The organism is Agromyces mediolanus (assembly GCF_044917495.1).
Classification (GTDB): domain Bacteria; phylum Actinomycetota; class Actinomycetes; order Actinomycetales; family Microbacteriaceae; genus Agromyces; species Agromyces mediolanus_B.
This window is the reverse complement of the sequence record NZ_JAVSSI010000019.1, coordinates 1-12456: the sequence shown is the minus strand read 5'-3', so window position 1 is coordinate 12456 and position 12456 is coordinate 1. Positions and strand designations below refer to the sequence as shown.

14 protein-coding genes are annotated in these 12456 nt (G+C 72.7%); 13 read left to right on the top strand and 1 reads right to left on the bottom strand.

Going from position 1 to position 12456, the window contains the following annotated elements:
* The first annotated feature begins 136 nt into the window (after positions 1-136).
* From ROT00_RS17490 to ROT00_RS17430, 13 genes are all read left to right on the top strand, one after another.
* Positions 137-733: a TetR/AcrR family transcriptional regulator gene (locus ROT00_RS17490; RefSeq protein WP_404776316.1), complete on the top strand. Its 597-nt coding sequence runs from the start codon at positions 137-139 to the stop codon at positions 731-733.
* Positions 734-951: 218 nt separating this feature from the next.
* Entirely contained in the window at positions 952-1203 is a 252-nt protein-coding gene (locus tag ROT00_RS17485; protein WP_404776315.1) for a flagellar FlbD family protein, read from the top strand.
* 2 nt (positions 1204-1205) lie between these two features.
* The gene (locus tag ROT00_RS17480) at positions 1206-1973 is read left to right on the top strand and encodes a motility protein A (RefSeq protein WP_404776314.1); all 768 of its coding nucleotides are present in this window, start codon (positions 1206-1208) and stop codon (positions 1971-1973) included.
* Positions 1970-2788 carry a flagellar motor protein MotB gene (locus tag ROT00_RS17475; RefSeq protein WP_404776313.1) on the top strand — a complete coding sequence of 273 codons (819 nt, stop codon included), beginning with the start codon at positions 1970-1972 and terminating at the stop codon, positions 2786-2788. The genes ROT00_RS17480 and ROT00_RS17475 overlap by 4 nt, the downstream gene beginning before the upstream one ends.
* Positions 2789-2952: 164 nt before the next feature.
* Complete coding sequence (locus ROT00_RS17470) at positions 2953-3849, top strand: flagellar motor switch protein FliM (protein ID WP_404776312.1); 897 nt, start codon at positions 2953-2955, stop codon at positions 3847-3849.
* Entirely contained in the window at positions 3849-4517 is a 669-nt protein-coding gene (gene fliN / locus ROT00_RS17465) for a flagellar motor switch protein FliN (protein ID WP_404776311.1), read from the top strand. The genes ROT00_RS17470 and fliN overlap by 1 nt, the downstream gene beginning before the upstream one ends.
* Positions 4517-5086, top strand: coding sequence for a FliO/MopB family protein (locus ROT00_RS17460; protein ID WP_404776310.1), 570 nt, complete (start codon positions 4517-4519; stop codon positions 5084-5086). Before fliN ends, ROT00_RS17460 begins: the two co-directional genes overlap by 1 nt.
* The gene (gene fliP / locus ROT00_RS17455; protein ID WP_404776309.1) at positions 5083-5940 is read left to right on the top strand and encodes a flagellar type III secretion system pore protein FliP; all 858 of its coding nucleotides are present in this window, start codon (positions 5083-5085) and stop codon (positions 5938-5940) included. Before ROT00_RS17460 ends, fliP begins: the two co-directional genes overlap by 4 nt.
* On the top strand, positions 5941-6216 hold the full coding sequence (locus ROT00_RS17450; RefSeq protein ID WP_189084186.1) for a flagellar biosynthetic protein FliQ: 276 nt from the start codon (positions 5941-5943) through the stop codon (positions 6214-6216).
* Complete coding sequence (locus ROT00_RS17445) at positions 6216-6974, top strand: flagellar biosynthetic protein FliR (protein WP_404776308.1); 759 nt, start codon at positions 6216-6218, stop codon at positions 6972-6974. Before ROT00_RS17450 ends, ROT00_RS17445 begins: the two co-directional genes overlap by 1 nt.
* Before the next feature lie 3 nt (positions 6975-6977).
* Positions 6978-8075, top strand: coding sequence for an EscU/YscU/HrcU family type III secretion system export apparatus switch protein (locus tag ROT00_RS17440; protein ID WP_404776307.1), 1098 nt, complete (start codon positions 6978-6980; stop codon positions 8073-8075).
* Complete coding sequence (gene flhA / locus ROT00_RS17435; RefSeq protein ID WP_404776306.1) at positions 8072-10120, top strand: flagellar biosynthesis protein FlhA; 2049 nt, start codon at positions 8072-8074, stop codon at positions 10118-10120. The genes ROT00_RS17440 and flhA overlap by 4 nt, the downstream gene beginning before the upstream one ends.
* Before the next feature lie 25 nt (positions 10121-10145).
* Positions 10146-11123 (top strand): hypothetical protein, encoded by a 978-nt coding sequence (locus ROT00_RS17430; RefSeq protein ID WP_404776305.1) that lies wholly within the window; start codon positions 10146-10148, stop codon positions 11121-11123.
* 47 nt (positions 11124-11170) lie between these two features.
* Here the strand turns inward: ROT00_RS17430 and ROT00_RS17425 are convergent.
* A partial coding sequence (locus ROT00_RS17425; RefSeq protein ID WP_404776304.1) for an IPT/TIG domain-containing protein occupies positions 11171-12456 on the bottom strand: 1286 nt, incomplete at its 5' end.

The window sequence follows — 12456 nt, the reverse complement described above, 5'->3', positions numbered from 1 at the left end:
AAGATATCGTCGTGTTTTACAACAACGTTTTATGAAGGGTAGCCTTGGAGCATCGACCCGTCAAGGTCCCATCGGAACGGTGGTGCACTAGGGTCCAATCAGCCCGCGATACGGGCGAGGTGGAGGGGATGCCGAGATGCCGATCGAGGTGGACGAGAGCGAGCGCCTCGCCGAGATCGCCGACGCCACGGTGGCCGTCGCGAGCGAGCGGGGCACCCGGGCGGTGACGCTGCGCGCCGTCGCCGAGCGCCTCGGCCGCTCCACGGCCTTCATCACGAACTTCGTCCCCTCGCGGGCGCACCTCATGGTGAACGCCCTCGAGCACGCGCAGTCGCACTGGCGCACCGAGCGCGCCGCCCTCCTGCGCGACGCCACCGGCATCGAACGGCTCGTCGCCGTCGCCCGCTGGATGTGCTCGACGACCCCGGAGGACAACGTGCTCCGCAGCCTCTGGGTCGAGGTCATCGGCGACGTCCGCGGCGACACCCGGCTCGCCTACGACGTCGTGCGCGAGGTCACCGACGCCACCTACCAGGAGTTCGTCACGAGCGCCGAGGCGACCGAGCTCGACCACCCCGAGCACATCGCCGACATCCTCTACCTCTACTGCCGAGGCTTCCACGTGAAGACCGTCGAGGACCCGGAGGCCTGGACCGACGAGCGCGTCAACGCCTCGCTCGAGGTGCTGCTGCGGGCCCTGCTCGGACCGCGGCTCGACGCGCTCGCCGGCTGACCGGGTCCACCCCGCGGCCCGCTTCCTCCCGTCATTCCTCCGAGGGGTCGTTTCCCGGCACGCGGACCGTCCATGAGCCATCCCGCCGTCGGAATCCGACCCTCTCGGCGGGAAGCGGCAGCGGCGGGGGCCCGCCCGCCCCCTAACGGCGGGACACCGCGCGGCCGAGAGTGAGCAGCGGCGGCCGATCCGGTCGCCCCTGCACCATCGGGGGACCAATGATCGTCGTGACGCGACTGAACGGCAGCAGCTTCGCGCTGAACGCCGACCTCGTCGAGCGCATCCACGCGACCCCGGACACGACGCTCCTCATGGTCGACGGCACGAACTACGTCGTGACCGAGTCGGTCGAGGAGGTCATCGAGGCGATCGTCGAGTTCCGTGCCCGCGTGCTCGCTCGCGCGCAGGAGCTCGATCGCGGCACTCCGGCACCCGTCACCCGGCTCGCCCTGGCACCGAAGGCGGACTGACCGTGGACCCCTCCCTCCTCATCGGACTCGTCCTCGCGTTCGGCTCCTTGTACGCGATGATCACGCTCGAGGGCGCGCACGTCGAGGCGCTCCTCCTGCCCGCGCCGATGGCCCTCGTCTTCGGCGCGACGATCGCCGTCGGCATCGCCGGCGCGACGCTCAGCGATGCGTTCCGCGCGGTCAAGGCGCTGCCGCACGCCTTCCGGGGCAAGACCGAGAAGCCGCAGGGCACGATCGACCGCCTCGTCGGCATCGCCGAGAAGGCCCGCCGCGAGGGTCTCCTCTCGCTCGAGCAGGATGCCTCGGAGACCGACGACCCGTTCCTCCGCAACGCCCTCCAGAACATCGCCGACGGCACCGACGGCGACGAGCTGCGCTCGCTCCTCGAGGAGGAGATCGCCTCCAAGGAGCGCGACGGCATGCAGTCCGCGAAGTTCTACAAGGCGCTCGGCGGCTACGCCCCGACGATCGGCATCATCGGCACCGTCGTCTCGCTCACGCACGTGCTCGAGAAGCTCGACTCCCCCGATACGCTCGGCCCCTCGATCGCGACGGCGTTCGTCGCGACCCTCTGGGGCCTCCTCTCGGCGAACTTCATCTGGCTGCCGATCGGCGATCGGATCGCCCGGCTCACGACCCTCGAGGCCGAGCACATGACGCTCGTCATGGAGGGCGCGCTCGCCGTCCAGGCCGGCAGCCAGCCTCGACTCCTCGGCGAGCGCCTCCGGGCGATCGCCCCGGGCCTGGGGCAGCAGCAAGAGGCGGCATGAGCGCCCGGCGGAAGCGCCGCGCGGCCGGCGGCGAGGTCCACAACGACGAACGCTGGATGGCCTCCTACATGGACATGGTCACCGTGCTCATGTGCATGTTCATCGTGCTGTTCGCGATGTCGACGGTCGACGCGGAGAAGTTCAAGGCGCTCAGCAACTCGCTCGCCACGGGCTTCGGCCAGGAGGTCAGCGACAAGGTGGATGTCTCGGACGGCTACGTCGTGCCGGCCGACATGCGCAGCGAGCAGACGGAGGAGGAGCCGACCCCGCTCGAGCTCGCGAAGCAGGAGCTCGACAATCTCGTCGAGATCCGCGACCGCATCGACGCCGGGCTGAAGCAGGCCGGCCTCCGGGATGCCGTCGCGTTCGACATCGACGAGCACGGCCTCATCATCCGGCTCGTCGGCGCAGAGACGTACTTCACCGGCAACAGCGTCGATCTCAGCGAGCTCGCGCAGCGGGTGCTGACGATCGTCGGCGGGGTGCTGAAGACCATCCCGAACGAGATCCGCGTCGAGGGGCACGCCGATCCGCACGGCTCGCCCGGCCCATTCCCTACCGACTGGGAGCTCGCGAGCGGTCGCGCCGCCCGCGTGGTGCGGTACTTCGTCGAGCAGGGCACGCTCGCCCCGGAGCGCGCCGTCGCGATCGGCTACGGCTCGGCCCGGCCGATCACCGCGCGCACCGACGAGGCCGGGATGTCGCTGAACCGCCGCGTCGACCTCGTCGTGGTCTCCGACCAGCCCGAGGACGTCCGCGCGCTGCTGCCCGCCCTCTACGACCAGCTCGAGGCGGCGACACCGGCCGCGCAGTAGTGCGAGTGGTCCCCCGAGCTCGTCGAGGGGCCGCCACGCTTCGACAGGCTCAGCGAACCAAGTGGTCCCCCGAGCTCGTCGAGGGGCCGCCACGCTTCGACGAGTTCAGCGAACCAGGCGGACCGCGCTAACCGCGCCGGGCACCGCGACCGATAGTCGGGTTCGTGCTGACGAGAACCGAGGAGCAGGCCGAGGCGCCCGCGCGCGCGGTCGAACCGTACGACTTCCGTCGGCCGACGACGCTCGCCCGCGAGCACTCCCGCGTGCTCGAGCTCGCGTTCGAGAGCTTCGCCCGGCAGTGGGGCACGCAGCTCACCGCCAACGTGCGGGCCCGCTCGCACGCGACCTTCCTGCAGGTCGCGATGCACACCTACGACGACTACGCCGCCTCGTTGCCGCCGGCCACCACGATGGTGCTCTGCCGACTCGCCGGCGACGAGGCGAAGGCCGTCATCCAGTTCCCCGCCTCCGCCGCGCTCGGCTGGATGACGCACATGCTCGGCGGCTCCGGCGAGCGCGTCGAGCCCGAGCGCACCTTCACCGAGATCGAGCAGCAGCTGCTCCGCGCACTCCTCGACGACCTCCTCGACGACCTCCAGTACTCCCTCGGCCGCGTCCTGCCGGCCCGCCCGGAGTTCGACTCCCTGCACCACACGGCCCAGTTCGCCCAGGCGGCTCCCACCTCGGCGCTCATGATCGTCGCGAGCTTCATCGTCGAGTGCGCGGATCGCGAGACGACGGCGACCCTCGCGCTCCCGGCCGACGCGGTGCTCCGCGGCCTCGGCGAGTCGAACCCGGTCGTCGCCACCGACCGGGCGCGGAGCCTCGTCGCGGCCCAGATCGAGCTCACCCCGGTGCCGCTCGGGATCGGACTGGCCCCGGTGCCGGTCACCCCGCAGGACATCCTCGAGCTCGCGGTGGGCGATGTGATCCCCCTCGCGCACGCGGCGAGCGAGCCGTTCCTCGTCACCGTCGACGGCCGGGCCGTGGGCCGCGCCGCGATCGGCCGCACCGGCAACCGGCTCGCCTGCACCATCACCGAGACCCTGGAGATCCTCTGATGACCTCGACCACCTCCGCGGCGCTCGCCGCCGACGCCGCCGCCGAACTCGCCCGCGCCCTGCCGAGCGAGAACGGCTTCACGGTCGGCGGGCCCGCGGGCCGCGTCGCCCCCGCCGAGTCGTTCGAGGCGAGCTCCGTCGGGCAGGTGTCGGTCGACGTCGCCGTCGGGTTCCTCGCGGTGGGCGCGATCGCGCACGACGGGCTGGCCGCGCAGAACCTCGTGCACCCGGCGCTCGCCGCCGCGGCCCGCGTGTACGGCACGGGCGTCCTCGGCGAGGTCCGCGAGGGCGCGGGGCTCTTCGACGACCCGGATGCCGAGGTCTTCGAGCTCCTCGACGGCGAGACGATCGTCGGCTGGTTCGCGGTGCGCCCGCGCCGTTCGGCCCGCCCGGGCGGCCTGCTCACGGGCGACCCGGAGGAGCGGCTGAACCGGATCAACGGCGTCGAGATGGCGCTCACGGTCGAGATCGGCCGCACCCGGATGACGGTGCGCGACGTGCTGGGCCTCGAGCCCGGCGCGGTGGTCGAGCTCGACCGTTCCGCGGGGGCGCCCGCCGACATCCTGCTGAACGGGCGCGTCATCGCGCACGGCGAGGTCGTCGTCGTGGACCAGGACTACGGCGTCCGCGTCACCCGCATCCTCGACGCCCAGGAGGGCGCCCGCTAGTGGATGCCGTCTTCCTCGTCCTCCGCGTGGTCGTCGCCCTCGGCGTCGTCCTCGCCGTGATCTGGGTGGCGCACCGCCAGGTCACCCGGCGGCGCGCGGGCACGAGGAAGGCCGGCCTCGTGCAGGTCGTCGCCCGCCAGTCGCTCGCGCCGAAGGCGTCGATCGCGATCGTGGATGCCGATGGGCGGCGTCTCGTCCTCGGCGTCACCGAGCACGGGGTGTCCGTGCTGAGCGACCGTCCGGCGCCCGTCGCGGACGCCGACTTCGACGCGGTGCTCGCCGCCGCGGTCGCGCCCGCCGACGTCGTGCCCGCCGAGGCATCCGCCCGGCCGTCCGCTCCGCCGTCCGCCGTCCGCGACGGCGAGACCGACGACGCCCTCGCCGTCTTCGCCCAGGCCACGGCCGACGCGGACGCCGAGACCGAATCCGACACTCCCGCCACCCGCCGCGCCGCCCTCGCCGCGGCCGCCACCGGACCCGCATCGCACGGATCGCGCCGCGGGTCGATCCTCTCGGCCGAGACATGGAAGCGCTCGCTCGCCGGGGTGAAGGAGGGCCTCGGCATATGACGCGCCCCTCGGCCGGCATCAGCCGGTCGGGGAAGCCTCTGCGGATCGCCGCCATCGCGGCCGCTTCCATCCTGATCGCGCTCCTCTGGGTCGCGTTCTCCTCCGCAGCCGGCTTCGCCGTGGAGATCGACCCCAACGCCCCCGCCCCGCCGAGCGACCCCGTCGCCCCGACGGACCCGGGGCAGGGCGGCTTCGGCGTGTCCATCAACGGGCCCGACGGCACCCCCTCGTCGGCGATCGTCACGCTCATCGGCATCACCCTCCTCGCGGTGGCGCCGGCGCTGCTCATCATGACGACCTCGTTCACGAAGATCTTCGTCGTGCTCGCGATGGCGCGGAACGCGCTGTCGCTGCCCGCGATCCCGCCGAACCAGGTGCTCGCCGGCCTCGCGCTGTTCCTCTCCTTCTTCGTGATGCAGCCCGTGCTCGCGCAGGTCAACGAGCTCGGCATCCAGCCCTACCTCGCCGGCCAGCTCGACGCGAGCCAGGCCTTCGAGGCCGGCGTCGCGCCGCTCCGCGAGTGGATGCTGTCGTTCACGAGGGAGGAGGATCTCGCGCTCATGACCCGGGCGGCGGGTCTGCCGAACCCGGCCGACCCGTCCGCGGTCGACCTGTGGACCCTCATCCCCGCGTTCGTGATCTCCGAGCTCCGCGCCGCGTTCATCATCGGCTTCGTGATCTTCGTGCCGTTCCTCGTCATCGACCTCGTGGTCTCCGCGGTGCTGATGTCGATGGGCATGATGATGCTGCCGCCGGTGATGATCTCGCTGCCGTTCAAGATCCTGCTGTTCATCCTCGTCGACGGCTGGGGCCTGCTCGCGACGACCCTCGTCTCCAGTTACCGGGGAGGCTGAGTGGACACCGCCGCCGTCCTCGACATCGGTCTGCAGGGCCTCCTCGTCGCCGCGAAGCTCGGCGCGCCGGCGCTGCTCACCGCGCTCGTCGTGGGCTTCGCGATCTCGCTGCTGCAGTCGATCACGCAGATCCAGGAGGTGACGCTGTCGTTCGTGCCGAAGGCGGTCGCCGTCGGCATCGCCCTCGTCGTCTGCGGGCACTGGATGATCAGCGAGATCGTGGCCTTCACGCTCGGCCTGTTCGAACGGATCCCGAGCCTCGTGGGGGCCGGCTGATGGAGTTCGCCTTCGACCCCGCCTGGCTCGAGGCCGTGCTGCTCGCGAGCGTGCGCATGGCCGCGTTCCTCGTGATCGCGCCGCCGTTCTCGAACCGGGCGGTGCCCGCGCGGGTGAAGGCGGGGCTCGCCCTCGCGCTCGGGCTCGCCGTCTCGCCCGCCGTCGTGCCCGGCTACACGCCGCCGGACGGCGCCGGCTTCCTCGGCGCCCTCCTCGCCGAAGTCGGCACCGGCGCGCTGCTCGGCTTCCTCGTGTACGCGGTGTTCAGCGCGGTCCAGTCGGCCGGGTCGCTGCTCGACCTGTTCGGCGGCTTCCAGCTCGCGCAGGGCTTCGACCCGCAGTCGATGGTGCAGGGCGCCCAGTTCGCCCGCTTCTTCAACCTCGCCGCGATCGCGCTCATGGCCTCCTCGGGCGCGTACCTCGTGGTGCTCATGGGCATGTTCCAGTCGTTCGACGCGATCCCCCTCGGCGTCGGCATCGACGTCGCCCGGTCGGCGGAGTCCGCGGTCGACGCGGCGAGCGGCATCCTCGTCTCCGCGGCGCAGATCGCGGGGCCCCTCCTCGTCGTCCTCTTCCTGGCGGACGCGGGGCTCGGCCTGCTGACCCGCGTCGCCCCCGCGCTGAACGCCTTCGCGATGGGCTTCCCGCTGAAGATCCTGCTGACCCTCGCCCTCGCCGGCACGGTCTTCGTCGCCCTCCCGGGCGTCGTCGACGCGCTCGCCGAGACGGCGATCGGCGCGATGCGAGCGGGGTGGTGAGCGATGAGCGACGTCGGTGAACGGAGCGAGCAGGCGACCGACAAGCGGATGCGGGAGGTGCGTCGCGAGGGCAAGCTGCAGCGCTCGCAGGACCTCACCGCCTGGGTCGGCATCGGCGCGATCGCCGTCGTCCTGCCGGCGACGATCGCCGTCGGGACGGATGCCGCGGTGTCGCAGTTCCACCTCGTGACGGATGTCGCGTCGGCCCCGTCCGGGGTGGCGGCGACCGAGGCGCTCGAGGCCGGCCTCGCGTCGATGCTGCCGACGCTCGGGCTCGCCTTCGTGGTGGTCTCGATCGTCGTGCTCGCGGCCGCGGTGCTGCAGGGCGGCGTGCACTTCCGGCGCAAGTTCTGGCGCTTCGAGCAGTTCGACCCGGTGAAGGGCGTCGGCCGGGTGTTCGGTCTGCAGGCGCTCTGGCAGGGGGCGAAGGCGCTCGCGAAGACCGCGGTGCTCGGGATCGTGCTCTGGGTCGTCGTCGAGTCGCTCATGCCGATCCTCGCCGGGGCCGGCGGGCTGCCGCTCACCGCGGTGCTGCAGGCCGCGGCCGACGGGGTCGCCGCGCTCGTCGTCACCGCCGTCGCGGTCGGCCTCGTGCTCGCCGCCCTCGACGTGCTCGTCGTGCGCCGCCGCAACCGCAAGCACACGATGATGACGAAGAAGGAGGTGCGCGACGAGGCGAAGCACAGCGACGGCGACCCGCTCGTGAAGTCGCAGCGCCGCTCCCGTCAGCTCGCGATGAGCCGCAATCGGATGATCGCCTCGGTCGCCGACGCGAGCGTCGTCGTCGTGAACCCCACCCACGTCGCCGTCGCCCTCCGCTACGAGCCGGGGCGCAGCGCCCCGCGGCTCGTCGCGAAGGGCAAGGGCCACATCGCCACCCGCATCCGCGAGGAGGCTGCGGCGGCGGGCGTGCCGATGGTGCGCGACGTGCCCCTCGCCCGGGCGCTGCACGCCGCGTGCCGGCTCGGCGAGGAGATCCCCGTCGAGCTCTACCAGGCCGTCGCCGTCGTGCTCACCTTCGTGCAGGCCCTCCGCCGCCGCGGCAGCACCGCTGGCGTGCACACCATGACCACCATGACCCCCGCCGGAGGTGTCGGATGAACCGCAGGCTCTCCATGATCGCGGTGCCGCTCGGCGTCGTCGGCATCCTGCTGCTGCTGATCGTGCCCGTTCCCGCCTGGGCGCTCGATGCGCTCATCGTCGTGAACATCCTCTTCGCGCTCGTCATCCTGTTGACGACGATGTTCGTGAAGAAGCCGCTCGACTTCTCGGTGTTCCCCTCGCTGCTGCTCGTGGCGACCCTGTTCCGGCTGGGCCTCAACGTGGCGTCCACGCGCCTGGTGCTCGGCGAGGGTTACGCGGGCCAGGTGATCGCGGCGTTCGGCCACGTGGCGGTGGGCGGGTCGATCATCATCGGCGCGGTCGTCTTCCTCATCCTCGTCGTCATCCAGTTCGTCGTCGTCACGAAGGGCGCCGAGCGCGTCGCCGAGGTCGGCGCCCGCTTCACCCTCGACGCGATGCCGGGCAAGCAGATGGCGATCGACGCCGACCTGAACGCGGGCCTCATCACCGAGACCGAGGCGCGGCGCCGCCGCGAGGAGGTGTCGGCGGAGGCCGACTTCTACGGCGCGATGGACGGCGCGTCGAAGTTCGTGAAGGGCGACGCGATCGCCGGCATCGTGATCATCCTGATCAACATCATCGGCGGCATCACGATCGGCATGGTGCAGCGCGGCATGGAGATCGGCGACGCGCTGAACACCTACACCCTGCTGACGATCGGCGACGGGCTCGTCACCCAGATCCCCGCCCTGCTCATGGCGGTCTCGACCGGTATGGTCGTCACCCGTTCGAACAGCGAGTCCGACATGGGCGACAGCGCGGCCGCGCAGCTCATGCAGTCGCGCACCGCGCTCGGTATCGCGGCGGGCGCGGCGGTGCTGATGGGCTTCATCCCCGGGATGCCGATCCTGCCGTTCCTCGGCGCGGGCATCGTGCTCGCGATGCTCGCCCAGCGGGTGCGCACGCGGGAGCGCTCGGCCGAGCAGCAGGCGCGCGCCGATGAGATCGAGGCGGCGGCCCCGCGCGCGGAGACGACGGAGGACATCCTCGCGCAGGCCCGCGTGCACGCCCTCGAGATCGGCCTCGCGACCGACCTCGTCGACCTCGTGAACGGCTCGGCCGACGATCTGCTCGCCCGGGTGAAGGCGCTGCGGCGGAAGCTCGCGATGGAGATGGGCTTCGTCATCCCGCCCGTGCGCACGCGCGACAGCGTGGAGCTGCCGCCGTCCACCTACTCGATCCGGGTCGCGGGCGTCGAGGTGGGCCGCGGGCAGGCCCCGCCGGGGCGCGCCCTCGCGCTCGGCGACCATCTCGACTCGCTGCCCGGCGAGCCGACGATCGAACCGGTGTGGGGCCTCGCGGGCAAGTGGGTGCCGACGGAATCGCGGCGGAACGCGGAGCTCCTCGGCGCGACGGTGATCGACCGGGTCTCGGTCATCGTCACGCATCTCTCGAGCATCGTCGGCGATCACGCCGCACGCCTGCTGAGCCGCGAGGACGTGCGGGTCCTCACCGAGGGCGTGCGGGCGGAGAACCCGGCCGCCGTCGAGGAGCTCACGCCCGCCCCGCTCTCGCTCGCCGAGGTGCAGCGGGTGCTGCAGGGGCTCCTCGCCGAACGGGTGCCGATCACCGATCTCCCCCGCATCTACGAGGCCGTCTCGCTCCGCGCGAAGACGACGACCGACCCGGAGCTGCTCGTCGAGGCCGCCCGCGACGCGCTCGGCGCGGTGCTGCCGACGGCGTTCGCCGAGGACGGCACGCTCAAGGTCGTGATGATCGACCCGATGCTCGAGCAGCGGATGCTCGAAGGGCTGCGGCCGAGCGAGCATGGCAGCCAGATCCTGCTCCCGCCGGAAACGATCGAGCGGGTGCTCACCGGGGTGCGCGACCGCATCCGTGCGGCGGAGGCGGAGGGCGGACGCGCGGTGCTCGTCTGCGCCCCGGCGCTCCGCCCGGCCGTGCACCGACTGGTGGCCGCGCAGTCGCCGGGCACCCCGGTGCTGTCCTACCAGCAGGCGTCCGCAGGCGGCGCCGCCATCGAGACCGTGGGGGTGATCCGGAGCGATGCCGAGCTTCCGGCGTAAGGCGGCGAGCCTCGAGGAGCTGCGCATGCAGGTCCTCCTCGCCTACGGGCCAGAGGCCCGCATCACCGAGGCGACCCGGGTGACCCGCAAGGGCCTCGGCCGGTTCCTCGCGCACGAGGAGGTCGAGGCGACGGTCATCGTGCCCGACGACGCGGCCCCGGCCGGCGGCATCGCCCCGGAGCGGGTGGACCGCGCGGGCATCGCGGCCCTCCTCGCCGACGCGGACCGGGCCGACGGCGGCAGCGGTACGGGTACGTCCGGCGGACGGAGCACAGGCAGCACCAGCGGGCCCGCCGACCCGCCCGGCGGCCCGCAGGCCTCCACCTCGAGCCGGGACTTCGCGGCGCTCCTCGCCGACGTCGAGCGGGCCATCGCGGTGCCGCCGCTCGCGCGGCCGGCCGACGATGAGCCGGAGGCGGCGAGCCGGATGGCCGGTTCGGATGGCGATGCGGCGGATGCTCCGGCGGACTCCGGCGCGGGCGACGACCGCCCGATCGTGCTCGAGGCGGTGCGGCCCTCGCTCGCCGAACTCGAGGCTCCCGGCATCCCCTTCGTCGCGGACCGCGCGTCCGCCGGCGACTTCGTGCTCGTCGTCGGCCTCGGCGACGACGCCGCGACGGCGGCGCGCGGGCTCATCGGCCAGGCGGCTGGTGCACCGCTGCTGCTGCACGGGACGTCGGCAGACGCCGAGGCCGACATCCCCGACCGCCGCGCCGCGCTCGCCGCCCGGATGCGGGCCGTCGAACAGCACGCCGCGGTCGTGCTCGCCGTCTCCGTCGGTCTCGAGGAACGGCTGGACGCGCTCGCCGACCTCCGCCCCGACGAGGTGTGGGCCGCCGTCGACGTGAGTCGCCGCACCGACGACACGGGGTACTGGCTCGCCCGGGTGGATGCCTCGCTGCCGATCTCGGCGATCGCGGCCGTGGGCGCCGAGCGCACGCGGCATCCGCTCGACGTCTCCCGCTTCGGACCGCGCGTCGGATGGCGGCAGCCGCCCGCCTGAGCGCGCGGGACGGGGCCGGTGCAGCGCGCGCACCGGCCCCGTCCGTCTCAGGCGCGGTGGCGCCGCCCCGCGCGCCCGGCGAAGAGGGCGCCGAGCCCCGCGAGGATCACGACGAGCGCACCGACGGCGCCCGCGAGGTCGAGGCCGGTCGCGGCGAGGCCGCCCCGCTCCGAGCCGGTGCCGGTTGTGCCAGTGCCGGTGGAGGCGACGCCTGCCGCGTCGCCCGTCGAGTCCGAACCGCCGGCGCCTGCGGCGTTGCCTCCTCCACCGGTTCCGGTGGAGCCGGTCCCGGTGCCGGTGCCGGTGCCGGTCCCCGTGCCGTTCCCCGTCCCAGTTCCGTTGCCGGCCCCGTTGCCGGTCCCAGCTCCGTTCCCGGTCCCGGTGCCGTTCCCGGTCCCCGTGCCGTTCCCGGTCCCAGTCCCGTTCCCGGTCCCAGTCCCGTTCCCCGTCCCAGTCCCGTTCCCCGTCCCAGTTCCGTTGCCGGTCTCCGCGAGGTACGTGAACGGCAGCGGAGCGCTCGACCCGCCCGGCGTCGTCACCACCACATCCACCGCACCAGCCGCACCAGGCGGCGTCACGAACCGAATCTCCGTCGCACTCACCTGCTCGAACGGCACCGACACCCCACCAACCGTGACCTCCGTCGCACCAGCCAGATCGGTGCCGGACACCGTCACCGTCGTGCCACCAGCCACCGGACCCTCCGACGGCGACAACCCCGACACCACCGGCACCACCACCGGCACGACGTCGTCGTCCGCAGCCAGCACGGTCGAGGACGCGAGCGTCACCTTCGCGAGGTCGGTGTTCGCGACGTTGGGCAGCAGCGTGACGCTGAGGGCGCGGACGGTGAAGGAGCCCGGCCCGAGATCGCCGCCGGCTTCGTTCAGCGGGGCCTCGGTGGGTTGCTCGTTGATGCGGATGACCGCGATGTTCGCGAGCAGCCCGTCGAGCGCCGGGCGCAGCACGGCGAGCAGCGACCCGACGACGCCGTCGAGTACGGCGGTGGTCGCTGCACTCGTGCTGGTGAGGATGGCCCGGATCGGTGCCGTCACACCCGCGAGCACGGCGGGCAGCACGGTGTCGGTGACGGTGCCGAGCACGGCACCCAGCAGCCGGTTCACATCGACGCCCATGCAGATGCCGCCGACGGATGCCCCGAGGCAACTGGGCGCACCGGGCAGCAGCCGCAGACCGGACACATCGGTGGTGGCGGTGCCGTTGAGGAATTGGGTGAGGGTGCCGTTGATGATGATGGGTGCGTTGACGAGTTGGAGGCCGCCGAGGGCGGGGAGTGCGACGACGCTGAGGCCCACGTTGAGGCTGATCTGGG